Consider the following 26251-nt stretch of genomic DNA (forward strand, 5'->3'; position numbering starts at 1 on the left):
GAGATGATACTGGGGATTATTTCGCAGAAATATGCGATGAAAATTAGCTGTTATCCAGGAGAAGATGGTGCATCCGGGAGGATTCGAACCTCCGACCGCTCGGTTCGTAGCCGAGTACTCTATCCAGCTGAGCTACGGATGCATCAGGGAACTTATTTTACTGCAGAGTTGATATCGCTGCTAAAGCAATATCGAAGAAGATGGTGCATCCGGGAGGATTCGAACCTCCGACCGCTCGGTTCGTAGCCGAGTACTCTATCCAGCTGAGCTACGGATGCATCAGGGAACTTTTGATTTACAATTAATACTGCGGAGAATATGGTGCATCCGGGAGGATTCGAACCTCCGACCGCTCGGTTCGTAGCCGAGTACTCTATCCAGCTGAGCTACGGATGCATCAGGGAACTTATTTTACTGCAGAGTTGATATCGCTGCTAAAGCAATATCGAAGAAGATGGTGCATCCGGGAGGATTCGAACCTCCGACCGCTCGGTTCGTAGCCGAGTACTCTATCCAGCTGAGCTACGGATGCATCAGGGAACTATTGATTTACAATTAATACTGCGGAGAATATGGTGCATCCGGGAGGATTCGAACCTCCGACCGCTCGGTTCGTAGCCGAGTACTCTATCCAGCTGAGCTACGGATGCATCAGGGAAACTACTTTAGTGCAGATTTTTGATACCGCTGCTAAGGCCGTATCGATTATCCATTCTTTCATTGCTGAAGAAACAGAAAATATGGTGCATCCGGGAGGATTCGAACCTCCGACCGCTCGGTTCGTAGCCGAGTACTCTATCCAGCTGAGCTACGGATGCAAATGGCGGTGAGGCGGGGATTCGAACCCCGGATGCAGCTTTTGACCGCATACTCCCTTAGCAGGGGAGCGCCTTCAGCCTCTCGGCCACCTCACCAACAACGCCTCTTGCGAGTGCTTCGAAGAACTTGTTTCTGCTCATCGTCGCTGCGTGGCGCACATATTACTTTCTGGTACTTATAAGTCAAACAATTTTTCCAGTGCTTTTATCGTTTGCACATTTCACGCGCAATTAGTCTGCAAAAACGGCAAAAAGAGTGTTTTATCAACAGATAAATTGGCGTTTTCTCGGGGGGGCGGGCAAACAGAAAAATTGAGGAAAAGGCAAAAAGTGCAGTGCAGCAGTGAAAACAGCGTGAAATCAGAAGAACAAGATGGGTGTCAGGAGGTAAAGCGAAAAGGAAAAGTAACAGAAGCAGGAAAAGAGAGGCGCTAAATCAGGTTGCGCCTCACCAGAAAGGTGAGACGCGAAAACCTTAGTAACTGGACTGCTGGGATTTTTCAGCCTGGATACGCTGGTAGATCTCTTCCCGATGGACAGAAACTTCTTTCGGGGCGTTTACGCCGATGCGTACCTGGTTGCCCTTCACCCCTAAAACTGTCACGGTGACCTCATCGCCAATCATGAGGGTTTCACCAACTCGACGAGTCAGAATCAGCATTCTTTGCTCCTTGAAAGATTAAAAGAGTCGGGTCTCTCTGTATCCCGGCATTATCCATCATATAACGCCAAAAAGTAAGCGATGACAAACACCTAAGTGTAAGCAGTCACGGCATCACATTCTGTTAAACCTAAGTTTAGCCGATATACACAACTTCAACCTGACTTTATCGTTGTCGATAGCGTTGATGCAAACGCTGCAGATTGACCTCCGCAGCGTTGGATTACGCTTATAATTATTACAGTTTTGCGCTGACCCAGCCTTTCACACTGGCTAACGCTGTAGGCAGAGCTGCGGCATCCGTACCACCGGCTTGCGCCATGTCCGGACGACCACCACCCTTACCGCCTACCTGCTGAGCGACCATGCCAATCAGTTCCCCTGCTTTCACACGGTCAGTCACATCCTTAGACACGCCCGCAATCAGAGAAACCTTACCTTCAACTACCGTTGCCAGTACGATAACGGTAGACCCCAGCTGATTTTTCAGATCATCAACCATGGTACGCAGCATTTTAGGTTCAACGTCGGTCAGTTCGCTGACCAGCAGTTTCACGCCGTTGATATCAACCGCTTTACTGGAAAGATTTGCACTCTCCTGCGCGGCGGCCTGTTCCTTCAATTGCTGCAATTCTTTCTCGAGCTGACGCGTACGCTCCAGTACGGAACGCACTTTGTCACCGATATTCTGGCTATCACCTTTCAGCAGATGCGCTATCTCGCTTAAGCGGTCGCTCTCAGCACGCACGGTATTGATAGCACCTTCGCCGGTTACAGCTTCGATACGACGCACACCCGCTGCAGTACCGGACTCAGACACGATGCGGAACAGGCCGATATCACCGGTACGGCTAGCGTGAGTACCACCACACAGTTCAGTAGAGAAATCCCCCATGCTCAGTACGCGCACGTGGTCATCATATTTCTCGCCAAACAGCGCCATTGCGCCTTTGGCTTTCGCCGCGTCGAGATCCATGATGTTAGTTTCAATCGGCAGGTTGCGACGAATTTGCGCATTCACCAGATCTTCAACAGCACGAATTTCAACCGGTTTCATCGCTTCGGTATGGGAGAAGTCGAAACGCAGAATTTTATCGTTAACCAGTGAGCCTTTCTGTGCCACGTGCGTGCCCAGAACCTGGCGCAGCGCCGCATGCATCAGGTGCGTTGCGGAGTGGTTCAAACGAATACGCGCACGACGCGCTTCATCGACGTCAGACTGCACGGCATCGCCCACTTTCAGAGAACCCGCAGACAGTTTGCCGATGTGACCAATTGCCTGGCCATATTTTTGCGTATCGCTAACCGCAAACGCAAAGCCCGCACCTTTCAGTTCGCCTTTATCGCCAACCTGACCACCTGATTCCGCATAGAACGGCGTCTGGTCAAGGACGACAACAGCTTCCTGGCCTGCGTTAATTGCGTCTACCGCTTTACCATCTACAAACAGCGCGGTAACTTTACCGTTCAGTTCCAGATGCTCGTAGCCTTTAAATTCAGAGGTACCCTCAACGCGAATCATCGCATTGTAGTCGGCACCAAAACCACTGGCTTCACGCGCGCGACGACGCTGTTCTTCCATTGCGGCTTCAAAGCCCGCTTCGTCAACCTTGATGTTGCGCTCACGGCAAACGTCTGCCGTCAGGTCAACCGGGAAGCCGTAGGTATCGTACAGGCGGAAGGCGGTTTCGCCATCCAGCGTATCGCCGGACAGTTTTGCCAGTTCTTCATCCAGCAGAGCCAGACCACGCTCCAGCGTGCGGGCAAACTGCTCTTCTTCAGTTTTCAGAACCTGCTCAACCAGTGCCTGCTGACGCTTCAGTTCTTCACCCGCAGAACCCATCACCTCGACCAGCGGCCCCACCAGCTTGTAGAAGAAGGTGTCTTTCGCGCCCAGCATGTTGCCATGACGCACCGCGCGACGAATGATACGACGCAGCACATAGCCACGGTTTTCATTCGACGGCACAACACCATCGGCAATCAGGAACGCGCAGGAACGGATATGGTCGGCAATCACGCGCAGCGATTTGTTGCTCAGATCGGTAGCACCGGTGACTTTCGCTACGGATTCAATCAGCGCGCGGAACAGGTCAATATCGTAGTTGGAGTTAACGTGTTGCAGCACGGCTGCAATACGCTCCAGACCCATACCGGTATCTACGGACGGCTTCGGCAGCGGTTCCATAGTACCGTCAGCCTGACGGTTAAACTGCATGAAGACGATGTTCCAGATCTCAATGTAGCGATCGCCATCTTCTTCTGCGCTTCCCGGAGGGCCACCCCAAATGTGGTCGCCGTGATCGTAGAAAATTTCGGTGCACGGACCGCAAGGACCGGTGTCACCCATCTGCCAGAAGTTGTCGGAGGCATAGGCCGCACCTTTGTTATCACCAATACGGATGATACGTTCGCGCGGAATACCGACTTCTTTCTCCCAGATTTCAAAGGCTTCATCGTCAGTTTCGTAAACGGTTACCCACAGACGCTCTTTCGGCAGGGCAAACCAGTTTTCACCGGTCAGCAGTTCCCATGCATACTGGATGGCGTCGTGTTTGAAGTAATCGCCGAAGCTGAAGTTACCCAGCATTTCGAAGAAAGTATGGTGACGTGCAGTGTAGCCGACGTTTTCCAGATCATTGTGTTTACCGCCCGCACGTACGCAACGCTGCGAAGTGGTTGCGCGGGAATAATTACGCTTGTCGAGACCAAGGAAAACATCCTTGAACTGGTTCATCCCGGCGTTGGTAAACAACAAAGTAGGGTCATTGTTTGGAACCAGGGAGCTGCTGGCAACTACCTGATGTCCTTTACTGTGGAAAAAATCGAGAAACGCCTGACGGATCTCAGCAGTGCTCTTGCTCATAATTATCCTGAAGAAATCAAGCTAACGAAATGTCATCACCAGCACAGGCACGTAAACAGCGCCGCTGGCAATCGAAAAGTGGGAATAAGATAAGTTTTCTTCACGGGGAAGTAAAATCCCGTATGCGCTCAATCGTCAAAATTTCGCCATATTGTCTGAATATCTTCCATCAGATAGCCGCGATAGAGCAAAAAACGCTGGACCTTCACCTTTTCTGCAAAATCCACCGGCAAGGGCTCACCGTATTTTCTGATGGCTTGATCTCGCGCCAACTGCGCCCACTCAATCTCACATTCACGCATCGCGCGTTCGATGGCTTCGCGGGAAATACCTTTCTGTCCCAACTCCTGGCGCACACGTGCGGGGCCATAGCCTTTACGGCTACGACTGGCGATAAATTGCTGAACGAAACGGTCGTCATCCAGGTAGCGGCTTTCTATACACCAGGCAATAACCTTATCGTAATCCTCTGGCGTAGCATCAATTTCTTCCGGTCCATTTTTTCCCATAACCGGGGCAGCCAGTTTCCGTCGCAGTTCCTGCTCACTGTGATCGCGCATGGCAAGTATGCGCACAGCGCGGTCAAGCAGTCGAGAATACGCGGATCGGCGAGACGTTGAATCTGTCATAGTGCACCTTCAGAAATGGAAAAGGGCCGCATCATATGCAGCCCTTTTTATACGATAAAATCAGATTATCAGAAATCTTCGTTCGTTTCTTTTACGCCTTCACTGCTGTCATCAACGGAGAAGTCCGGTTTTGAATCCTGGTTATTGAGCAGTAACTCGCGAACTTTTTTCTCAATTTCTTTTGCGGTAGTCGGGTTTTCTTTCAGCCAGTTGGTTGCGTTCGCTTTACCCTGACCAATTTTTTCACCGTTGTAGCTGTACCATGCGCCGGCTTTTTCAATCAGCTTCTCTTTCACGCCCAGGTCAACCAGTTCACCGTAGAAGTTGATGCCTTCACCGTAAAGGATCTGGAATTCGGCCTGTTTAAACGGCGCAGCAATTTTGTTTTTCACGACCTTAACGCGGGTTTCACTACCGACTACGTTATCGCCCTCTTTCACCGCGCCAATACGACGGATGTCCAGACGAACAGAGGCGTAGAATTTCAGTGCGTTACCACCGGTCGTGGTTTCCGGGTTACCGAACATGACGCCAATCTTCATACGGATCTGGTTGATGAAAATCAGCAGCGTATTGGACTGTTTCAGGTTACCCGCCAGTTTACGCATCGCCTGGCTCATCATACGTGCCGCGAGGCCCATGTGAGAGTCACCGATCTCGCCTTCGATTTCCGCCTTCGGCGTCAGCGCGGCAACGGAGTCAACAACGATAACGTCTACGGCACCGGAACGTGCCAGTGCGTCACAGATTTCCAGCGCTTGTTCACCGGTATCTGGCTGAGAACACAGCAGGTTGTCGATATCAACACCAAGCTTACGGGCATAAACAGGGTCAAGCGCGTGTTCTGCATCGATGAACGCACAGGTTTTACCTTCACGCTGTGCGGCAGCAATCACCTGCAGCGTCAGGGTTGTTTTACCGGAGGATTCTGGCCCGTAGATTTCGACGATACGCCCCATCGGCAAACCGCCTGCACCCAATGCGATATCCAGAGAAAGCGAACCGGTGGAGATGGTTTCCACGTCCATGGAACGGTCTTCACCCAGGCGCATGATGGAGCCTTTACCGAATTGCTTTTCGATCTGGCCCAGCGCTGCCGCCAACGCTTTCTGTTTGTTTTCGTCGATAGCCATTAATTACTCCTGTCATGCCACTCTCGGGTTGAACCAAGAATCGTGAAAGATGATGTTCTGTTGACGCAATTATACTGTATGCTCATACAGTATCAAGTATTTTGTAGAAATTGTTGCCACAGGGTCTGTAACGCATAGGCGGTCGCTTGTCTACGCACCGCATCGCGGTCGCCGCTGAAGCATTCCCGGCGCGTGATCCCCTCGCCGCTTACGCTGGCAAAGGCAAACCAGACGGTCCCAACCGGCTTGTCTTCACTTCCTCCATCCGGCCCGGCAACTCCGCTTATAGAAACGGCGAAATCAGCACGGGCCGCTTTTAGCGCGCCAATGGCCATTTCAACAACCACCGGTTCACTCACCGCGCCATGCTGTGCCAGCGTCGCTTCTCGCACACCAATCATCTGCGACTTGGCTTCGTTACTGTAGGTCACAAATCCGCGCTCAAACCAGGCGGAACTGCCGGCGATATCCGTAATGACTTTCGCTACCCAACCGCCGGTACAGGACTCTGCGGTGGTCATCGTCACGCCGCGCGCTTTCAATGCCAGCCCTACCTGTTCACTTAACTGCATCAGTTCACTGTCGGTCATTTCAGCCTCTGTCAGTTAAAAAATATGCCGGACAAGATAGCACTTTCAAAACAAATGTGGGGATGAGGAGAGTAATTTACGAGGGGGATTCCGGAAATAGATCCGTCGCGTCAAGAAGATCTGCCGGATGGCGGTGCCAGGCATCTTATCCGGCCTACAAGAGGTTTCCTCCTGTAGACCGGTTGCGGGTAATTACTGTACGCGCGCCAGCGCTACAGCCTGACCTAATTGCCAGACGGCCATCGCGTAATGCGTGCTGTGGTTATAGCGGGTAATGGTGTAGAAGTTCGGCAGCCCGTACCAGTATTGGTAACCGGTGCCAATATCCAGACGCAGCAGGCTGGCCTGCTGATGGTTACCCAACGACTGCTGCGGCGTCAGACCTGCAGCCGCAAGCTGAGAAATGCTGTACTGGGTTTTAAACCCGTTTGCCAGCCCTGGTGCCTGGCCGTTTGCCGGCACCGCCACCGTATCGCCTTTCACCCAACCGTGACCTTTAAAGTAGTTTGCCACACTGCCGATGGCATCCTCCGGATCCCACAGGTTGATGTGCCCATCGCCATTGAAATCAACCGCATATTCTTTGTAAGAGGACGGCATGAACTGCCCGTAGCCCATTGCACCGGCAAAGGAGCCTTTCAGGTCCAGCGGGTCATCGCTTTCATCTCGAGCCATCAGCAGGAAGGTTTCCAGCTCACCGGAGAAGTATTCCGCCCGACGCGGATAGTTAAACGACAGCGTCGCCAGCGCATCCAGAATACGCGTTTTACCCATCACGCGGCCCCAGCGGGTTTCGACACCGATAATGCCAACAATAATTTCCGGTGGTACGCCGTAGACCTGCCATGCGCGCTTCAACGCATCTTCATGCTGGTTCCAGAACGCCACGCCATTTTGCACGTTATCTGGCGTGATGAACTGCTTGCGATAGCGCAGCCATGCGCCGTTAGGCCCGGCTGGCGGCTGCGTTGTCGGTGCCTGACGGTCCATCAAGCGCAGAACGTAGTCCAGACGTTTGGCCTGCGACAGGATCTCCTGCAACTGCTGACGGTCAAAGCCGTGCTTGCTCACCATTTTATCGATGAACTGTTGCGCATTCGGATTATTGGCGAAGTCGCCGCCCGACAGCATGACGTTGTGTTGCGGCTCAAGCAGGAAGCCGCCAGAAGGCGTACCCGTTGTCGTTTGAGTCTCTGAAGGTTTTGGTTTGCTACTACAGGCAGCAAGCAACACACAAAGGGGAAGTAATGCTACATAACGACGCTTGAACATGAGACATCCATTAAACAGATTCAGCCAGAGAGAAGTATGGTAAAGCATCCACCGCCACACAAGGAAGCGGTAGTCGCGCTCCTTCGCAGAATTTACCGCCCCTTTCACCGTTTACCACCCCATTTGCGATCCCTCACGCAATAACTTTCACAATAAAATATTTATCTTTCATTTTGCGATCAAAATAACACTTTAAAATCTTTCATTGTGATTAAAATAAGCCACATTCTAGCAAATTCCCAACCCCCTACAGGAGAGAATAATGATCGACACCATCACCCTGGGCGCAGAGTGGTTCATCGGGCTGTTTCAGAAAGGCGGAGAAGTGTTCACCAGCATGGTCACCGGGATTCTTCCGCTGTTAATTAGCCTGCTGGTCATCATGAACGCGCTCATTAACTTTATTGGCCAGCACCGAATTGAACGTTTTGCTCAACGCTGTGCCGGAAACCCGCTGTCTCGCTATCTACTGCTGCCGTGCATCGGCACCTTTGTTTTTTGTAATCCGATGACGTTGAGTCTGGGCCGGTTTATGCCCGAGAAGTACAAACCCAGTTACTACGCGGCAGCCTCTTATAGCTGCCACTCAATGAACGGGCTGTTTCCACACATCAATCCCGGCGAACTGTTTGTCTATCTGGGGATCGCCAGCGGCCTGACCACGCTTGGCCTGCCGCTCGGTCCACTCGCGGTGAGCTATCTGCTGGTTGGCCTGGTGACAAACTTCTTCCGCGGCTGGGTGACCGACCTCACCACCTCCATCTTCGAAAAGAAAATGGGCATTCAACTTGAGCAGAAAGTCCATCTGGCGGGAGCGACATCATGAGGCGTATTCGTATTGAAAGAGGTACCGGTGGCTGGGGTGGCCCGCTTGAACTGGACGCTACCCCCGGTAAGAAAATTGTCTATATCACCGCAGGAACACGCCCGGCGATTGTCGACAAGCTGGCGCAATTAACCGGCTGGCAGGCTATTGATGGCTTTAAAGAGGGCGAGCCTGCAGAAGACGAAATCGGCGCAGCCATCATCGACTGCGGCGGCACGCTACGCTGCGGTATTTACCCGAAACGCCGGATTCCGACAATTAACATTCATTCCACCGGGAAGTCCGGCCCACTGGCGCAGTACATTACCGAAGATATTTATGTCTCCGGCGTCAAAGAAGACAACATTACCGCAGTCGGTGAAGCCGCCGCGACGCCACCACCGGCAGGCACCACGGCGGGTCGCGACTACGACACCAGTAAAAAGATCACTGAACAGAGCGATGGCCTGCTGGCGAAAGTCGGCATGGGCATGGGTTCCGCCGTGGCGGTATTGTTCCAGTCCGGGCGAGACACGATTGATACCGTACTGAAAACCATTCTGCCGTTTATGGCATTCGTCTCGGCGTTGATCGGCATCATCATGGCCTCCGGTCTGGGTGACTGGATCGCCCACGGCCTGGCGCCGCTGGCCAGCCATCCGCTGGGGCTCGTGACGCTGGCATTAATCTGTTCCTTCCCGCTGCTGTCGCCGTTCCTCGGCCCAGGCGCGGTGATCGCTCAGGTTATCGGCGTATTGATTGGTGTGCAGATTGGTCTGGGCAACATCCCTCCACATCTGGCGCTGCCTGCGCTATTCGCGATCAACGCCCAGGCCGCCTGTGACTTCATCCCTGTGGGATTATCACTGGCAGAAGCCCGTCAGGACACCGTGCGCGTCGGCGTGCCGTCCGTACTGGTAAGCCGCTTCCTGACTGGCGCGCCTACCGTTCTCATCGCCTGGTTTGTTTCCGGCTTTATTTATCAATAAGAGGCGCTCAAAGATGACCGTGATCTATCAAACCACCATCACCCGCATTGGCCAGAGCGCACCGGATGCACTCTGTGACCAGATGCTGATTACCTTTCGTGAAGGCGCGCCTGCGGATATCGAAGAGTTTTGTTTCATCCACTGCCACGGCGAGCTAAATGGCGTTCTGCAGGCGGGTATTCAGTTTGAGCTGGGCCAGCATCGCTACCCGGTCACCGCCGTGGGTAGTGTGGCAGAAATGAACTTGCGTGAACTGGGGCATATCACCCTGCGCTTCGATGGACAGAGTGAAGCGGAATTTCCTGGCACCGTACACGTTGCGGGGCCGGTACCGGACGCCATCGCGCCGGGCTGTATTTTGAAGTTTGTTGCTTAAGCGTAAAGGAGAGAAAAATGAATCAAGTTGCCGTTGTCATTGGTGGAGGCCAGACCCTGGGGGCATTCCTTTGCCGTGGGCTTGCGACAGAGGGATACCGCGTTGCGGTGGTCGATATTCAAAGCGATAAAGCCGCAAACGTGGCGCAGGAAATTAATGCCGAGTTTGGTGAGGGTACCGCTTACGGCTTTGGTGCCGACGCCACCAGCGAACAAAGCGTGCTGGCGCTATCACGCGGGGTAGATGAGATATTCGGTCGCGCCGACCTGCTGGTTTACAGTGCCGGTATCGCCAAAGCGGCGTTTATCAGCGACTTTGAGCTTGGAGATTTCGACCGCTCGCTGCAGGTGAATCTGGTCGGTTATTTCCTCTGTGCACGTGAATTCTCACGCCTGATGATCCGCGACGGCGTGCAGGGGCGCATTATCCAGATCAACTCAAAATCCGGCAAAGTGGGCAGCAAACACAACTCAGGTTACAGCGCAGCAAAATTCGGCGGCGTGGGCTTAACCCAGTCACTGGCGCTGGATCTCGCGGAATACGGGATTACCGTGCATTCCTTGATGCTCGGTAATCTGTTGAAATCACCGATGTTCCAGTCGTTGTTACCACAGTATGCCACCAAGCTTGGCCTAAAACCGGATGAAGTGGAGCAGTACTATGTGGATAAGGTCCCACTCAAGCGCGGCTGCGATTATCAGGACGTGCTGAACATGTTGCTGTTTTACGCCAGCCCGAAAGCGTCTTACTGCACCGGACAATCGATTAACGTCACCGGCGGTCAGGTGATGTTCTAAGAGGTATGATTGCCGGGTGGCGCTACGCTTATCCGGCATATAATCAAGGAGCAATAACATGGTTTCCGCACTGATTACCGTCGCCGCCATCGCCTGGTGCCTACAGCTAGCGCTGGGCGGCTGGCAAATATCCCGCTTTAATCGCGCGTTCGACAAGCTTTGTCAGCAGGGTCGGGTCGGCGTCGGGCGTTCCGGCGGACGTTTTAAACCGCGCGTTGTGGTTGCTATCGCTCTGGATGAGCAACAGCGGGTAACTGATACGTTATTTATGAAAGGTCTTACCGTATTCGCCAGACCAGGCAAAATTGCCCCGATAATAGGCAAACATCTTGATGAATTACAGCCTGATGTGATCTTTCCCCATGATCCTCTCTCCCAAAATGCACTATCATTGGCGCTTAAACTGAAACATGGATAATTTCGTTATGAATGCTATTAGCTTGCGAAATTATCATTTTGCAACCTACACCCTAAATAATTCGAGTTGCAGGACAAAACGCCTCGGCTGTTTTGAACAGCGCTTGCGCTGGCCCCGAAGGGGTGAGGCCGTAAGGCCGAATAAAGCCTACGCACATGCAGCTTGAAGTATGACGGGTATATACATAAGTCAGGGTAATCACGCCTATGAAACCTCGTCAGCGTCAGGCTGCCATACTGGAGCACCTGCAAAAGCAGGGAAAATGCTCGGTTGAAGAACTGGCCCACTACTTTGACACAACCGGCACGACCATTCGCAAAGACCTGGTCACTCTGGAAAATGCCGGCACCGTCATTCGCACCTATGGCGGCGTAGTATTAAACAAAGACGAATCTGACCCGCCCATCGATCACAAAACGCTAATCAACACGCATAAAAAAGCGCAAATTGCCGAAGCCGCCGTGCGTTTTATTCACGACGGCGACTCAATCATTCTCGACGCAGGCAGCACCGTTTTGCAGATGGTGCCGATGCTCACCCGCTTTAGTAACATCACCGTGATGACCAACAGCCTGCACATTGTTAACGCCCTTTCGGAACTGGACAACGAGCAAACTATCCTGATGCCCGGCGGGACATTTCGCAAAAAATCGGCGTCATTTCACGGACAGCTGGCAGAAAATGCCTTCGAGCAGTTCAGTTTTGATAAACTCTTCATGGGGACCGACGGCATCGATCTGAATGCGGGTGTGACCACCTTTAATGAGGTCTATACCGTCAGCAAGGCGATGTGCAATGCCGCTCGCGAAGTGATTCTGATGGCGGACTCGTCGAAATTCGGGCGCAAAAGCCCCAATGTGGTATGCAGTCTGGAAAGCGTCGACAAGCTGATTACTGATGCGGGCATCGACCCTGTATTTCGTCAGGCGCTGGAAGCAAAAGGGATAGAAGTGATCATAACCGGAGAAACCAATGAGTGATGCACTACTGAACGCGGGCCGTCAGACGTTAATGCTGGAACTCCAGGAAGCCAGCCGACTGCCAGAACGCCTCGGCGATGACTTTGTTCGTGCCGCCAATACTATCATCCACTGCGAAGGCAAAGTGATTGTCTCCGGAATTGGTAAGTCTGGCCATATTGGCAAAAAAATCGCCGCGACCCTCGCCAGCACCGGCACCCCGGCATTCTTCGTGCATCCAGCGGAAGCACTGCACGGCGACTTAGGCATGATTGAAAGCCGCGATGTGATGCTCTTCATCTCCTACTCCGGCGGCGCGAAAGAGTTGGATCTCATCATTCCGCGTCTGGAAGACAAATCCGTCGCGCTGCTGGCGATGACCGGAAAACCCACCTCGCCATTAGGTCTGGCCGCCAAAGCCGTACTGGATATTTCGGTTGAACGTGAAGCCTGTCCGATGCGTCTGGCACCCACCTCCAGCACCGTCAACACCCTGATGATGGGCGATGCGCTGGCAATTGCCGTCATGCAAGCGCGCGGTTTTAACGAAGAGGATTTTGCGCGTTCTCATCCAGCCGGAGCACTGGGCGCTCGTCTGTTAAACAAGGTGCACCACCTGATGCGTCGCGACGACGCCGTACCGCAGGTGACGCTTACTACCAGCGTTATGGACGCCATGCTGGAACTGAGCCGCACCGGTCTGGGTCTGGTGGCGGTCTGCGACGAGCAGTCTCTGGTGAAAGGTGTCTTTACCGACGGTGACCTGCGTCGCTGGCTGGTTGGTGGCGGCGCACTCAGCACGGAAGTACGCGAAGCGATGACCCCGAATGGCGTCACGCTGCAGGCACAAAGCCGCGCGATTGACGCCAAAGAGGTTCTGATGAAGCGCAAAATCACTGCCGCACCGGTGGTGGATGAAAACGGCAAACTCACCGGCGCAATTAACCTGCAGGATTTTTATCAGGCGGGCATTCTCTAATCCTTCAGTCCCAGACGCTTCGCCAGCCGATGCAGGTTGGCGACGTCGGTTTCCAGCGCCCGCGCGCTTGCCGCCCAGCTATGGTTATTCTGCGCCAGCGCCCGGCGGATCATCTCCCGCTGAAAAGACTCCGTGGCTTCGCGCAGATTGTGATTCTGCGGGATCTCCGCCATGACGTCGGCTTCAGCCTGCGGCGTATGCGCCTCTTCCTGTAAGGCAAAGTGCTGCGGCTCCAGCACCACTTCATCCCCTGCCCTTGTTGCCCTGGCCAGCACCACCGCACGATGAATAGCATGTTCCAGCTCACGCACGTTACCCGGCCAACCGTAGCTCAGCAGATGGCGATGCGCACCAGGGCTTAGCACCACACGGGAAAGTCCCAGCCGCAGCCGGCACTGTTCGCAAAAATAACCCGCCAGCAAAACCACATCTTCACCGCGCTCACGCAGCGGTGGCACCGAAAGGGGAAAGACGCTCAGACGGTGGAACAGGTCGGCGCGGAAATTCCCGGCCAGCACCTCTTCGCGTAAATCACGGTTGGTGGCTGCCAGCACGCGAACATCCACCCGCAAGCTGCGATCGTCACCCACTCGCTGAATATCACCGTACTGCAACACGCGCAGCAGCTTGGCCTGCAACGCCAGTGACAGTTCGCCAATCTCGTCCAGGAACAGCGTGCCGTTGTCCGCCATTTCAAACTTGCCGCTACGGTTGCTGATGGCCCCGGTAAAGGCACCTTTCACATGGCCAAACAGTTCGCTTTCCGCGACGCTTTCTGGCAACGCGGCACAGTTAAGATACACCAGCGGATTCACCGCACGCGGAGAGCCTTCATGAATTGCTTTCGCCACCAGCTCTTTCCCGGTTCCCGTTTCGCCGCTGATTAAGACGTTAAGATCGGAGCCTGCCACAATTTCAATCTCTTTTTTCAGCTGCATCATATTAGGCGACAGGCCTATCATCTGCGTTTCCGTCACCTGTTCGAAAGCGGTGGACGAACCCGGCAGCATATTCTGGCTTTCCAGCTGTTCAATCAGCAGCGCATTGCTCAGCGCCCCCGCCGCCAGTGCGGCAATCAACCTAAGCTCTTCATCGCTGAAGACATCGAACTGATCTGGCTCCATACCATCCAGCGTCAGCGCGCCAATCAAATTTTGTCCGGCAAACAGCGGCAGCCCAATGCAGGCATGGACCTTCAGGCTTTCCTGGCCGGGGATCAGCCCATCGTACGGATCGGGCAAATCGCTGTCGGCTGGAAAACGCACCACGTCCCCGGCGCGGGCAATCGCTTCCAGACGCGGATGCCCCTCCAGCGTAAAACGTCTGCCGAGAACATCCTGCGCCAGCCCGTCGATCGCCAGCGGAATAAACTGTCGTGATTCATAGCGCAGCAGCGCCGACGCATCACACTCCAGCACCTGACGCAGCGTCGTGATCAGGCGTTGAAAACGATCCTGATGCCCAATACCGCTTTGTAATTCAATGGCGATACCCGCCAGCACATCAACGGAAAAACTCATGGCTACCTCATTGTCATTTTGACAATGCATATTGTCATATTGACAACAAAAAGCATAGTCATTTTGACAGCCAATTTAGAGGAGTAAAATATTAAACTGTTATAAATCAATAAAATAAAAAGTTGGCACGCAACCTGCAATAAGCAAAACATCTTTTTTAGAAACACGCTAAATTAATTACTGAGGTTGCTATGTCTATTCTGGTTAAAAATAACATTCATTGGGTTGGCCAACGTGACTGGGAAGTTCGTGATTTCCACGGGACCGAATACAAAACGCTGCGCGGTAGCAGCTACAACAGCTATCTTATCCGTGAAGAAAAAAATGTCCTGATCGATACAGTAGACCACAAGTTTAGCCGTGAATTCGTGCAGAATCTGCGCAATGAAATTGACCTGGCAGATATTGACTACATCATCATTAACCATGCAGAAGAAGACCACGCCGGTGCGCTGACCGAGCTGATGTCCTGCATCCCGGACACGCCGATTTACTGCACCGCTAACGCTATTGACTCCATCACCGGCCACCACCATCACCCGGAATGGAACTTCAACGTGGTAAAAACCGGTGACTCACTGGATATCGGTAACGGCAAACAGCTGATCTTCGTTGAAACCCCGATGCTGCACTGGCCGGACAGCATGATGACTTACATGACCGGTGACGCCGTGCTGTTCAGTAACGATGCTTTTGGTCAGCACTACTGTGACGAACGTCTGTTCAACGACGAAGTAGATCAGACTGAACTGTTCGAACAGTGCCAGCGCTACTACGCCAACATCCTGACACCGTTCAGCCGCCTGGTTACGCCAAAAATCACTGAAATCCTCGGCTTCAATCTGCCGGTCGACATGATTGCCACCTCTCACGGTGTGGTATGGCGCGACAACCCAACGCAGATCGTTGAGATGTACCTGAAATGGGCGGCGGATTATCAGGAAGACCGCATCACCATTTTCTACGACACCATGTCCAACAACACCCGTATGATGGCCGACGCCATTGCCCAGGGCATCAACGAAGTTGACCCGAACGTGGCAGTGAAAATCTTTAACGTCGCCCGCAGCGATAAAAACGAAGTCCTGACGAACGTCTTCCGCTCTAAAGGCGTGCTGGTCGGCACCTCCACGATGAACAACGTGATGATGCCGAAGATCGCCGGCCTGGTCGAAGAGATGACCGGACTGCGTTTTCGCAATAAACGCGCCAGCGCCTTCGGCTCACACGGCTGGAGCGGCGGTGCGGTAGACCGTCTGTCCACGCGTCTGCAGGATGCCGGTTTTGAAATGTCCCTGAGCCTGAAAGCCAAATGGCGCCCGGATCTGGATGCGCTGGAACTGTGCCGTCAGCACGGTCGTGAAATTGCACGTCAGTGGGCGCTCGCTCCACTGCCGGAAACCAGCGTCAAAGCCGCAACCAAAGAGGAAGAGTGCGCCTGTGCCGCCGCCGCGGCCGCTGACCTTGGACCTTGCATGCAGTGCAGCGTTTGCCAGTGGATCTACGATCCAGAGAAAGGCGAGCCGCTGCAGGATGTCGCACCGGGTACACCGTGGAGCGACGTGCCGGAAAACTTCCTGTGCCCGGAATGTTCATTAGGCAAAGACGTCTTCGACGTACTGGCTACGGAGGCAAAATGAGCCGCGGAATTGTCATTATTGGTTCGGGCTTCGCCGCCCGCCAGTTAGTCAAAAATATCCGTAAGCAGGATGCGACTGTCCCGCTGACCCTGATTGCCGCTGACAGCATTGATGAGTACAACAAGCCCGATCTCAGCCATGTTATCAGCCAGGCACAGCGTGCCGACGACCTCACCCGCCAGTCGGCGGGGGAGTTTGCCGAACAGTTTAATTTGCGCCTGTTCCCGCACACCTGGGTGACCGACATCGATGCCGATGCTCACGTAGTGAAAAGCCAGGACAAGCAGTGGCAGTATGACAAGCTGGTGCTGGCTACGGGGGCATCAGCCTTTGTACCGCCGGTAACCGGACGTGAGTTAATGCTCACACTGAACAGCCAGCAGGAGTATCGCGCCTGTGAAACGCAACTGCGCGATGCGCAGCGAGTCCTGATTGTTGGCGGTGGTTTGATTGGCAGCGAGCTGGCGATGGATTTCTGCCGTGCCGGTAAAGCGGTGACGCTTATCGATAACGCCGCCAGCATTCTGGCCTCGTTAATGCCGCCAGAAGTCAGCAGCCGTTTACAGCATCGTCTGACCGATATGGGCGTACACCTGCTGCTGAAATCACAGTTGCAGAGTCTGGAGAAAACCAGCACCGGTATTCGCGCCACGCTCGATCGTAACCGCAGTGTAGACGTTGATGCGGTGATTGCCGCAACCGGTCTGCGTGCGGAAACCGCGCTGGCGCGTCGCGCCGGGTTAACCATCAATCGCGGCGTTTGCGTTGACAGCTATCTGCAAACCAGCCACCCGGATATTTACGCCCTCGGTGACTGCGCAGAAATTAATGGTCAGGTCCTGCCGTTCCTGCAGCCGATTCAGCTCAGCGCGATGTATCTGGCGAAAAACCTGCTCGGCGGCAATGCCCCGCTGAAGCTGCCAGCCATGCTGGTAAAAATCAAAACGCCGGAGCTGCCATTACACCTGGCAGGGGAAACCCAGCGTCGCGATCTGAACTGGCATATTGCGGCTGAAGCAGAAGGTATGGTCGCCAGAGGAATGAACAGCGAAGGCCAACTGTGTGCCTTCGTGGTGAGCGAAGATCGTATGAAGGAGGCCTTCGCGCTGCTGAAAACACTGCCCGTGTAAACAATGTTGTGCCATTGCTTGTTTTATTAACCTCACGCACACGGATGTGCGTTGCCACTTGTCGGTATGCCCCGACTTGCTTTTCTTGCCCCGCCAGTCCCGGGGCTTTTTTTATTTCTACGGCAATGCCCGCGCCGCGGCAATCACGCCCTGCCCCAGCGACAATCCTCCATCCCCAGCCGGTAAACGCTGCGGGAACAGTAACGTAAAGTCATGCAGATAAAACGCCAGACGGGCTGACAGCAAACGGTTATGCATCACGCCCCCGCTAAATACCAGCGTCGTAATACCGCGTAACTGTGCCTGTTGGCGCATTAGCGTGGCAAACCCACTCGCCAGCGCATCGTGGAAAGCCCAGGCGCGTTCAGGGGGAGTCGCCTGCCAGTTCAGCCACTGCTGCCAGAAAACCGCCAAATCCAACTGGTTGTTGTTAAGCGGTATGGTGACCGGGTGTTCAACGCCTGCACATTGTGACGCTAACGCCTCCAGCGCACAGGCGGCCTCGCCTTCATAGCTCAGGAATTGTGGTGCGCACTGCAGTGCGGCGGCAACGGCATCAAACAAGCGTCCACACGATGATGCCAACGGCGCGTTGATCCCACGCTCGATGGCACGAGCCAGTACGCTCCAGTTTTGCTGCTGCACAAACGCTGTTTCCGGATAACGCTGCCAGTCAGGCACAAAGCGCAGACACTGCGCCAGCAGATTGCGCCACGGCTGTTTTGCCGCCAGATCGCCTCCCACCAGCGCCACCGCGGGCAAGCCACCCAGGTATTCGCATTCGCGATAATTCACCCTTAGGCACTCGCCCCCCCACAGCGCACCGTTTTCGCCCATGCCGATACCGTCCAGCGTCAGGGCAATGACATCGCCACCGTTCAACGGCCAGCCGTGCTCAGCCAGGCAGGCAGCAGCATGCGCATGATGGTGCAGCACCGTTTCAATTGGCAACGTCATCTCACGGGCCCACTGGCTGGAAACGTAGCCAGGATGCGCGTCGCAGACGATACGCTGCGGGGTAAAATCATAAATGTTCTGGATCAGATGCAGCGCATCGCGCCACTGATGCTGAATGCCGTCATCGCTCAGATCGCCCAGATGCTGACTAATCACCGCCTGTTCCCCCCGGATCAGACAGAACGTATTTTTCAGATCAGCGCCTAAGCACAGCATCGGCGGCACGTCGCGAAAACCTGGCGGCAGCGCCACGGCATCCGGCACGTAGCCTCGGGAGCGACGCAACATCTCCCCGCTTTCTCGCACCACGGAGTCATCCATGCGCTGTACAATCTCGCGGTTATGCAGCAGAAAGCCGTCGGCAATGTCGTGCAAATCGTCCAGCGCCTGCGCATTAGTAATGGCTGGCGGCCTGCCGCTAAGGTTGCCGGAGGTCATCACCAGCGGCCCCTTCATCTCCTGCAACAGCAAATGCTGTAACGGGTTGGCAGGCAGCATGACGCCGACCTCGGTAAGTCCTGGCGCAATCCCTTCGCACAGTGAAACCACATACTGTTTATTGACCAACACGATGGGGGCAGCGGGCGTAGTCAGCAAACGCCGTGCCGCTTCTGGCAGTCCGTCATCCCCCGGCAGCATTACCGCCAGCGGTTTAGCCGGGCGATGTTTACGCCGACGGAGTAGCGCCACAGCAGCGTCGTTGCGCGCATCACAGACCAGATGAAATCCACCAATGCCTTTAACCGCCACAATGCCACCGGCTTTCAACCGCGTAACCGCCGCCTGTAACGCCGGTTCTTTTTCCGCTCGCTCGTCTGCGCTTATCCACGCCAGATGCGGGCCACACGCTGGGCAGGCGACAGGCTGGGCATGAAAACGACGATCATACGGATCGCGATATTCAGCATCGCATTGTGGGCACAACGGGAATGAAGCCATGACGGTAAACGGACGGTCATACGGCATTGCGCGAATAATGGTGAAGCGCGGGCCGCAGTGGGTACAGTTGATAAAAGGGTAACGATAACGGCGTTCACCGGGGGTGTTCATTTCAGCAAGACATTCAGGGCAGGTTGCAGCGTCCGGTACGATCTGCGTATTCATCGTTCCGCCAGCGCTTTGGCGGATGGAGAAATCTGCAGGTCGTTGTTGCCAGACAAACGGCGCACTCTCGACGCTATCAATCCGCGCCAGCGGCGGGCAGTGCTGATGCAGTTCGGCAATAAATTGCGCTGCGTCTTCGAGCAAACGCACCACCACCCCGTCGCCGTCGTTACAGACGTCGCCATGCAGCTGTAGCCGCTGCGCCAGTTGCCAGACAAAGGGTCGGAACCCAACGCCCTGTACCTTACCGCGAATGCGCAGCTCTACACCGGAGTGGTTGCTTAGTGTCATGTTGAATTCCCGCGATCGTGTATCCCTGAAATATCCCTTTGCCGGATGGCGGCTTCGCCTTATCCGGCCTACGTGTTATTGCCCTGTAGGCCTGATAAGCGTAGCGCTATTAGCGCAGGTATTTTACGCGGATTTTGGACAATCAGAACAGCAAAGATGCGGTGGAGTCCAGTGCCGCACGACGGCGTTTTTCCGCGCTCAGCTGCTCCAGTTTATTGCGATCGACATAAATCAGCGCATGCGTCGGGCAGACTTCCATACAGGCAGGACCGGCTTCGCGATGGTGGCACAGGTCGCATTTGTTGGCTTCGGCTTTTTCAGCACGCACGTTCAGACCCGCGCCGCTGTTACGAATAACCGGACGGACAACCACTTCCATTGCGCCATAAGGACAAGCGACTACGCAGGTTTTACAGCCAATGCAGCGTTCCTGCATCACGTGGACAAAGCCTTTATCGCGGCTAATTGCACCGTTTGGGCAGACGTTGGCACACGGCGCATCTTCACACTGACGGCACAGCGTCGCGGTAGAGACGTTAACGCCTTTGATCACGTGAATGCGCGGTAAAAAGGTTTCAGGGGTCAGCGATGCGCAGTCCTGGTTATCCTGATGGGATACCACGCAGGCCACTTCACAGGTACGGCAACCAATGCATTTATTGGCGTCTGCAATGATGAAACGGTTCATCAAATTCTCCAGCAATGACAGATTATCTGCCGAAGCATTCATAAATCGTGCCAGAATTTAATGCACTGTTATTAAAGGATTTTTATTTTACTTCGCTGCAAAAATGCCTGTCATCGTCACTAGTGACGATGACAAATGACAGCATCAGCGTGAAAGTGTCGGGGCAAGAGAGGCGCGAGGGATAAGCTCGCCGGTAAAGTTTTTCGCTGGCGTAAAGGCTCCGCCGTCCAACATAAAGATCAGGCGTCCTATGGTTTCCTGGACCATCTCCGTGACCGGGATTTTGACGCTGGCAAGTGCCGGAATGGTGTACGGCGCAAGGGCTATATCATCGAAACCAATCACCGACACCTGCGCGGGAACATTAATGCCCTGCTCGTCCAACTGCTTCATCGCGCCAATCGCCATATCATCATTGCTGGCCACCAGCGCGGTGAAATTCACCTTGCGTAAAAGTAAGGTTTTAACGCCTTCAGCGCCACAGGCTGGCGTCCATTTACCCTTCACAATCAAATCATTATTCAACGGAATGCCGTGCTGCACCAGCGCGTCTTTATAACCGGAAAGTCGCTCCACGCCGGTGGGCGAATCCATTGAGCCACTGATAAAAGCAATCTCGGTATGCCCGGCGCGAATCAACTGCGTGACGGCATTAAAGCTGGTCTGTTTTTGATCGCACCAGACGCAGTGGCTGGTGTTTTTACGCAGGCGTCGGTTAAGCACCATAATGGGCTGGGCGTGTGCATCGATAATCTCATCGATGTCATCCACACTGAGAAAACGCGGATAGATCATGACAGCATCACAGCGCAGGTCGAGCAGATATTGAATCGCCTGACGCTCTTCCTCGGCACTATGTTTACCGTCGGCAAGCAGAAGCTGGCGTCCTTTATCCTCCGCCATACGCGCAGTGTGAAATAGCAACTCGCTAAAATAAACGCCGTGATACAGGGTGTTGGTCACTACCAGACCCAGCGTCTGCGTGCTCTTCGCCGCCAGGCTGCGCGCCAGCAAATTGGGACGATAGCCACTCTCTTCAATAGCCTGGAACACGCGGTCTTTGGTCTCCTGGCTGACGTAGCCGTTCCCCGAAAGCACCCGGGAAACCGTAGCTTTCGACACGCCAGCACGCTTCGCCACTTCCAACATCGTGGTCATCTTACTCATCCCTTTTCACGCAATGTGACGCAGTGTACTGCACCGTTTCACCGCTGTCCTTGCTGCTCAATCGCAGAACGCGTTATCTGGTGATCGTAGTCACAAATACAAAAAATGATCAAAATATAATCTTGCACAAATATCATAAATTAAACATGATTTTGTGGAACCGGTTTCCTATCAATGTTTCATCATCACCAACATGAGACGAAAATAAACGGTAAGACATTACCTACCCTACTGATAAAACAGGATTAAATCCGATGTCTAAAAATTATGCAGCGCTGGCGCGCTCGGTTGTGACGGCTCTGGGCGGCGTCGAGAACATCACCGCAGTAACCCACTGCATGACCCGTTTACGTTTCGTTATCAAAGATGATTCGCAGGTCGACAGCGCCACGTTAAAAACGCTTAATGGCGTACTCGGCGTAGTGCGTAGCGACAATCAGTGCCAGGTGATTATTGGTAATACCGTGTCCCAGGCGTATCGCGAGGTCGTCAGCCTGCTGCCGGGCGATATGCAGCCCAGCGAACCCGCAAGCAAACCCAAACTGACGCTCAAGCGTATTGGGGCAGGGATCCTTGATGCGCTGATCGGCACTATGTCACCGCTGATCCCGGCGATTATCGGTGGATCGATGCTGAAACTGCTGGCAATGATCCTCGAAATGACCGGCGTGCTGCAAAAAGGCTCCTCGACGCTGACGATCCTGACAGTGATTGGCGACGGCGCATTCTTCTTCCTGCCGCTGATGGTCGCCGCCTCTGCCGCCATTAAATTCAAAACCAACATGTCGCTGGCTATTGCTATTGCGGGCGTGCTGGTGCATCCGAGCTTTATTGATCTGATGGCTAAGGCCGCACAGGGCGAGCACGTTGAGTTCGCGCTGATCCCGGTCACAGCGGTGAAATACACCTACACGGTGATCCCGGCGCTGGTCATGACCTGGTGCCTGTCGTACATCGAACGGTGGGTGGATCGCATCACGCCAGCCGTAACCAAAAACTTCCTGAAACCAATGCTGATCGTGCTGATCGCCGCCCCGCTCGCCATCGTCTTAATTGGCCCGATTGGCATCTGGATCGGCAGCGCGATCTCCGCGTTGGTGTACACCATTCACGGTTATCTGGGCTGGCTGTCGGTGGCCATTATGGGCGCACTGTGGCCGCTTCTGGTAATGACCGGCATGCACCGCGTCTTTACCCCCACCATTATTCAAACCATTGCCGAAACCGGTAAAGAAGGCATGGTTATGCCGTCTGAAATTGGCGCCAACCTGTCGCTGGGTGGATCTTCTTTAGCGGTCGCCTGGAAAACCAAAAACCCGGAACTGCGTCAGACAGCGTTAGCCGCGGCGGCCTCCGCCATTATGGCAGGGATTTCCGAGCCGGCGCTGTACGGCGTGGCGGTACGCCTGAAACGTCCGCTGATTGCCAGTCTTATCAGCGGCTTTATCTGCGGTGCCGTAGCCGGGATGGCCGGACTGGCAAGCCACTCGATGGCAGCACCAGGTCTGTTCACCAGCGTACAGTTTTTTGACCCGGCCAATCCGATGACCATTGTCTGGGTATTTGGCGTCATGGCGCTGGCGGTAGTGCTGTCGTTTGTCTTAACGCTGCTGCTCGGCTTTGAGGATATTCCCGTCGAAGATGCGGCCGCGCAGGCCAGAAAAAATCAGGCTGCGCAGCCGGGAAATATCAATGGCGCCAGCATCTGACGGATACTAACTGAGGTTTATTATGTCTGTTTTTCCGCAAGGATTTTTATGGGGCGGCGCACTGGCCGCCAACCAGTCTGAAGGGGCGTATCGGGAAGGCGGCAAAGGGCTGACTACCGTGGATATGATCCCCCACGGCGCACATCGAATGCCGGTTAAACTGGGTCAGGAAAAGCGCGTTCAACTGCGGGATGACGAGTTTTATCCCAGCCATGAAGCGATTGATTTTTATCATCGCTATAAAGACGATATCGCCCTGATGGCAGAAATGGGGTTCACGGTGTTTCGTACCTCAATTGCCTGGAGTCGGCTCTATCCGAACGGGGATGAACTGACGCCAAATCAGGAAGGCATTGATTTTTATCGCTCGGTGTTTGCCGAGTGCAAAAAGTACGGTATTGAGCCGTTGGTGACGTTGTGCCACTTTGATGTACCGATGCACCTGGTCACCGAGTATGGCTCCTGGCGTAACCGCAAAATGGTGGAGTTTTTCACCCGCTACGCCCGTACCTGCTTCGAGGCCTTTGATGGTCTGGTGAAATACTGGCTGACGTTCAATGAAATCAACATCCTGCTGCACAGCCCTTTTTCCGGCGCGGGACTGGTGTTTGAAGCGGGTGAAAATCAGGATCAGGTGAAATACCAGGCCGCGCACCACGAACTGATTGCCAGCGCACTGGCAACCAAAATCGCCCATGAAATCAATCCGCACAACCAGGTCGGGTGCATGCTGGCGGGCGGAAACTTTTACCCCTACTCGTGCAAACCTGAAGATGTGTGGACCGCGCTGGAAAAGGACCGTGAAAACCTGTTCTTTATTGATGTACAGGCGCGTGGTGCTTATCCCGCCTACTCAGCCCGCGTGTTTCGTGACAAGGGCGTAGTGATTGAGAAAGCCCCGGAAGATGACGACATCCTGAAAAATACCGTCGATTTTGTCTCCTTCAGCTATTACGCCTCGCGCTGCGCCTCGGCAGAAATGAACACCGGCAACACCAGCGCCGCCAACGTGGTGAAGTCGCTGCGCAATCCGTACATTGCAGCCAGCGAATGGGGCTGGGGCATTGACCCACTGGGTCTGCGCATCACCATAAACATGATGTATGACCGCTACCAGATACCGCTGTTTCTGGTGGAGAACGGACTGGGGGCAAAAGATGAAATCGATGCCAACGGTGAGATCAACGATGACTATCGCATCCGCTATTTACGCGACCATATTCGCGCCATGGCAGACGCCATTGAAGACGGCGTGCCGCTGATGGGTTACACCACCTGGGGCTGTATCGATCTGGTTTCCGCTTCCACCGGCGAGATGAGCAAACGCTACGGTTTTGTCTATGTCGACCGCGATGACGCAGGCAATGGCACGCTGACGCGGACTCGCAAGAAATCATTCTGGTGGTACAAAAAAGTGATCGCCAGCAACGGGGCTGATCTGGACTGATCGTCGGGCCGGATGGCGCTTGCTATCCGGCCCGCATGATCACCCGCCACAAACATCCGCCCTTCCTTCCCGTTTCATTTTTTACATTCATTTTTCTGGATCGTCATTCCATTCTGCGGTTTGCTGCCGCGCATTATTACTGGCATTTTATTCAGTAGTTTTTACTTTTCACCGTTCGTAACAAGGAAACGTTCATGTCTACTGATAATGTTCAAACACCAATGATTATCGCCAAACCCGTGCGTCGTTTAAAAGTGGGTTACGTCAGAAGACGCTACGAAGATCGCCGTACCGGATTCACCCTGCGTATCAGTCGACACGCCTCATTAACGCTGAATGGCGACTGGCTGGAACAGGCGGGTTTTCCGACCGGCACAGAGGTGAATGTTTCGGTGATGCAGGGGAAATTAATTATTGAGCAGGCAACTGAATAACGGCTGGATATGTAAAGGCGGAACAGGCCGGATGCCGAGCGTGGCTGACATCCGGCGCTGGGAATGCTTACTCTTCTGGCGCTTCTAACTCAGCAAATCCGCCATGGCCTTCCCAACCGGCTAATCGCTGATACACGGTCTCGACCGCCTCTTTGATTGGCTGTGTCATCGGGTAATAAAAGCCGACAATATCCGGTTGAATGCCGAGGAAAATCACCTCGCCAACATCCTCTTTGAGCTGATCAACCAAATAGTTCAACGGCATATTATGGGTGGTCATCATGAACATCTCGGCAATATCATTGGGATCGATAATGCGGATCTCGCCGGGATTGAGGCCCATGTCAGTGGCATCAACAATCAGCAGACGTTCCGGGCGCAGTTCGCGGATCGCGACGATGTCATTTTCTGGCGCACTTCCGCCGTCGATGACCACCCAGTTGCCTTTAGGCTCAGCCGCGCACATTTCTGCCAGCAGCGGACCCGCACCGTCGTCACCCATCATGCTGTTGCCGACACACAATAAAACGTCAGTCACGGTGTCTCCTCACCATCAGATAGATGGCGCTTTCCTGGTGAATGTCATGCAGCATGCTGAGCACCAGCTTGCTCCATTCCTGCTGTTGCGGTGTCTGCACGGCGAGCGCGTCATCAAACGCGCGCGCCAGCATCTGCACATGGTTAAAATCGATGACGATTTCGCCATACTTCGGCACGCCTTCCATCTTACGGCGAGCTTCGCTTCCTTCGGCAAGCGTGGCAATCCACGCCAGATAGTCATCCCACGGGCAGGTTAACGCCGCTTCCAGGCAGTCGATTATGCCTAAGTGGTGACCAATCGCCAGGCTGTAATAGACAACCTGCTGCGCCTC

The 26251-nt window shown here is 54.1% G+C and carries 24 protein-coding genes and 7 tRNA genes; 12 read left to right on the plus strand and 19 right to left on the minus strand.

Annotation, left to right across the window (positions count from 1 at the left end; all coding sequences use genetic code 11):
* Positions 1-65: 65 nt before the first annotated feature.
* The 13 genes from FDX22_RS14270 to mltB form a co-directional block, all read right to left on the minus strand.
* Positions 66-142, minus strand: a tRNA-Arg gene (locus tag FDX22_RS14270).
* A 59-nt stretch (positions 143-201) separates the two neighbouring features.
* A tRNA-Arg gene (locus FDX22_RS14275) sits at positions 202-278 on the minus strand.
* Positions 279-319: 41 nt separating this feature from the next.
* Positions 320-396 (minus strand) — tRNA-Arg (locus FDX22_RS14280).
* 59 nt (positions 397-455) lie between these two features.
* A tRNA-Arg gene (locus FDX22_RS14285) sits at positions 456-532 on the minus strand.
* A gap of 41 nt (positions 533-573) precedes the next feature.
* A tRNA-Arg gene (locus FDX22_RS14290) sits at positions 574-650 on the minus strand.
* Between the two features lie 91 nt (positions 651-741).
* Positions 742-818, minus strand: a tRNA-Arg gene (locus FDX22_RS14295).
* Between the two features lie 3 nt (positions 819-821).
* Positions 822-914: transfer RNA gene (locus FDX22_RS14300), tRNA-Ser, on the minus strand.
* A 379-nt stretch (positions 915-1293) separates the two neighbouring features.
* Positions 1294-1479, minus strand: coding sequence for a carbon storage regulator CsrA (csrA, locus tag FDX22_RS14305; RefSeq protein ID WP_000906486.1), 186 nt, complete (start codon positions 1477-1479; stop codon positions 1294-1296).
* A gap of 238 nt (positions 1480-1717) precedes the next feature.
* Positions 1718-4345, minus strand: coding sequence for an alanine--tRNA ligase (gene alaS, locus FDX22_RS14310; RefSeq protein WP_146717382.1), 2628 nt, complete (start codon positions 4343-4345; stop codon positions 1718-1720).
* A gap of 128 nt (positions 4346-4473) precedes the next feature.
* Complete coding sequence (gene recX / locus FDX22_RS14315; RefSeq protein WP_115257639.1) at positions 4474-4974, minus strand: recombination regulator RecX; 501 nt, start codon at positions 4972-4974, stop codon at positions 4474-4476.
* A gap of 68 nt (positions 4975-5042) precedes the next feature.
* Positions 5043-6107 (minus strand): recombinase RecA, encoded by a 1065-nt coding sequence (gene recA, locus FDX22_RS14320; RefSeq protein WP_115257638.1) that lies wholly within the window; start codon positions 6105-6107, stop codon positions 5043-5045.
* Positions 6108-6199: 92 nt separating this feature from the next.
* Positions 6200-6697, minus strand: coding sequence for a nicotinamide-nucleotide amidase (gene pncC, locus FDX22_RS14325; RefSeq protein ID WP_146717383.1), 498 nt, complete (start codon positions 6695-6697; stop codon positions 6200-6202).
* A 192-nt stretch (positions 6698-6889) separates the two neighbouring features.
* Positions 6890-7969: a lytic murein transglycosylase B gene (gene mltB / locus FDX22_RS14330; protein ID WP_096755985.1), complete on the minus strand. Its 1080-nt coding sequence runs from the start codon at positions 7967-7969 to the stop codon at positions 6890-6892.
* Between the two features lie 262 nt (positions 7970-8231).
* Here mltB and srlA point away from each other — a divergent pair, with 262 nt between their 5' ends.
* The 7 genes from srlA (at position 8232) to gutQ (ending at position 13292) form a co-directional block, all read left to right on the plus strand.
* A complete protein-coding gene (gene srlA, locus FDX22_RS14335; RefSeq protein WP_137399672.1) occupies positions 8232-8795 on the plus strand; it encodes a PTS glucitol/sorbitol transporter subunit IIC in 564 nt (187 codons plus the stop codon).
* A complete protein-coding gene (locus FDX22_RS14340) occupies positions 8792-9763 on the plus strand; it encodes a PTS glucitol/sorbitol transporter subunit IIB (RefSeq protein WP_117343188.1) in 972 nt (323 codons plus the stop codon). The genes srlA and FDX22_RS14340 overlap by 4 nt, the downstream gene beginning before the upstream one ends.
* A 13-nt stretch (positions 9764-9776) precedes the next feature.
* Complete coding sequence (gene srlB, locus FDX22_RS14345) at positions 9777-10139, plus strand: PTS glucitol/sorbitol transporter subunit IIA (protein ID WP_096755982.1); 363 nt, start codon at positions 9777-9779, stop codon at positions 10137-10139.
* A gap of 17 nt (positions 10140-10156) precedes the next feature.
* The gene (gene srlD, locus FDX22_RS14350) at positions 10157-10936 is read left to right on the plus strand and encodes a sorbitol-6-phosphate dehydrogenase (protein WP_115257636.1); all 780 of its coding nucleotides are present in this window, start codon (positions 10157-10159) and stop codon (positions 10934-10936) included.
* A gap of 58 nt (positions 10937-10994) precedes the next feature.
* Positions 10995-11354, plus strand: a complete 360-nt coding sequence (gene gutM, locus FDX22_RS14355; RefSeq protein ID WP_146717384.1) for a transcriptional regulator GutM — start codon at positions 10995-10997, stop codon at positions 11352-11354.
* Positions 11355-11560: 206 nt separating this feature from the next.
* Positions 11561-12334: a DNA-binding transcriptional repressor gene (locus FDX22_RS14360; protein WP_117343186.1), complete on the plus strand. Its 774-nt coding sequence runs from the start codon at positions 11561-11563 to the stop codon at positions 12332-12334.
* A complete protein-coding gene (gene gutQ, locus FDX22_RS14365) occupies positions 12327-13292 on the plus strand; it encodes an arabinose-5-phosphate isomerase GutQ (RefSeq protein ID WP_096755978.1) in 966 nt (321 codons plus the stop codon). Before FDX22_RS14360 ends, gutQ begins: the two co-directional genes overlap by 8 nt.
* On the opposite strand, the gene norR is transcribed toward gutQ, so the two are convergent.
* The gene (gene norR / locus FDX22_RS14370; protein WP_146717385.1) at positions 13289-14812 is read right to left on the minus strand and encodes a nitric oxide reductase transcriptional regulator NorR; all 1524 of its coding nucleotides are present in this window, start codon (positions 14810-14812) and stop codon (positions 13289-13291) included. The genes gutQ and norR overlap by 4 nt on opposite strands.
* Positions 14813-15003: 191 nt before the next feature.
* Between norR and norV the strand changes: the two genes are divergently transcribed.
* Together norV and norW are read left to right on the plus strand one after the other, a co-directional pair.
* Positions 15004-16452, plus strand: coding sequence for an anaerobic nitric oxide reductase flavorubredoxin (gene norV / locus FDX22_RS14375; protein ID WP_096755976.1), 1449 nt, complete (start codon positions 15004-15006; stop codon positions 16450-16452).
* Positions 16449-17582, plus strand: a complete 1134-nt coding sequence (norW, locus tag FDX22_RS14380; protein ID WP_096755975.1) for an NADH:flavorubredoxin reductase NorW — start codon at positions 16449-16451, stop codon at positions 17580-17582. Before norV ends, norW begins: the two co-directional genes overlap by 4 nt.
* A gap of 117 nt (positions 17583-17699) precedes the next feature.
* On the opposite strand, the gene hypF is transcribed toward norW, so the two are convergent.
* The 3 genes from hypF to FDX22_RS14395 all read right to left on the minus strand — a co-directional run bounded on the left by hypF (position 17700) and on the right by FDX22_RS14395 (position 21780).
* Complete coding sequence (gene hypF, locus FDX22_RS14385) at positions 17700-19934, minus strand: carbamoyltransferase HypF (RefSeq protein WP_146717386.1); 2235 nt, start codon at positions 19932-19934, stop codon at positions 17700-17702.
* A 142-nt stretch (positions 19935-20076) separates the two neighbouring features.
* Positions 20077-20622 carry an electron transport protein HydN gene (gene hydN, locus FDX22_RS14390; RefSeq protein WP_096759340.1) on the minus strand — a complete coding sequence of 182 codons (546 nt, stop codon included), beginning with the start codon at positions 20620-20622 and terminating at the stop codon, positions 20077-20079.
* A gap of 144 nt (positions 20623-20766) precedes the next feature.
* Positions 20767-21780: a LacI family DNA-binding transcriptional regulator gene (locus FDX22_RS14395; RefSeq protein ID WP_146717387.1), complete on the minus strand. Its 1014-nt coding sequence runs from the start codon at positions 21778-21780 to the stop codon at positions 20767-20769.
* A gap of 263 nt (positions 21781-22043) precedes the next feature.
* Between FDX22_RS14395 and ascF the strand changes: the two genes are divergently transcribed.
* From ascF to FDX22_RS14410, 3 genes are all read left to right on the plus strand, one after another.
* The gene (ascF, locus tag FDX22_RS14400; RefSeq protein ID WP_146717388.1) at positions 22044-23498 is read left to right on the plus strand and encodes a PTS cellobiose/arbutin/salicin transporter subunit IIBC; all 1455 of its coding nucleotides are present in this window, start codon (positions 22044-22046) and stop codon (positions 23496-23498) included.
* Positions 23499-23520: 22 nt separating this feature from the next.
* Positions 23521-24945, plus strand: coding sequence for a 6-phospho-beta-glucosidase (locus FDX22_RS14405; protein ID WP_146717389.1), 1425 nt, complete (start codon positions 23521-23523; stop codon positions 24943-24945).
* Positions 24946-25139: 194 nt separating this feature from the next.
* Complete coding sequence (locus FDX22_RS14410) at positions 25140-25379, plus strand: SymE family type I addiction module toxin (protein ID WP_115257628.1); 240 nt, start codon at positions 25140-25142, stop codon at positions 25377-25379.
* A gap of 67 nt (positions 25380-25446) precedes the next feature.
* On the opposite strand, the gene hycI is transcribed toward FDX22_RS14410, so the two are convergent.
* Positions 25447-25917 carry a hydrogenase maturation peptidase HycI gene (gene hycI, locus FDX22_RS14415; RefSeq protein WP_115257627.1) on the minus strand — a complete coding sequence of 157 codons (471 nt, stop codon included), beginning with the start codon at positions 25915-25917 and terminating at the stop codon, positions 25447-25449.
* On the minus strand, positions 25910-26251 hold a 342-nt coding region (locus tag FDX22_RS14420; RefSeq protein WP_146717390.1), incomplete at its 5' end, for a formate hydrogenlyase maturation HycH family protein. The genes FDX22_RS14420 and hycI, both read right to left, overlap by 8 nt.

The organism is Citrobacter sp. TBCS-14, assembly GCF_005280805.1.
GTDB classification, from domain to species: Bacteria; Pseudomonadota; Gammaproteobacteria; order Enterobacterales; family Enterobacteriaceae; genus Citrobacter; species Citrobacter gillenii.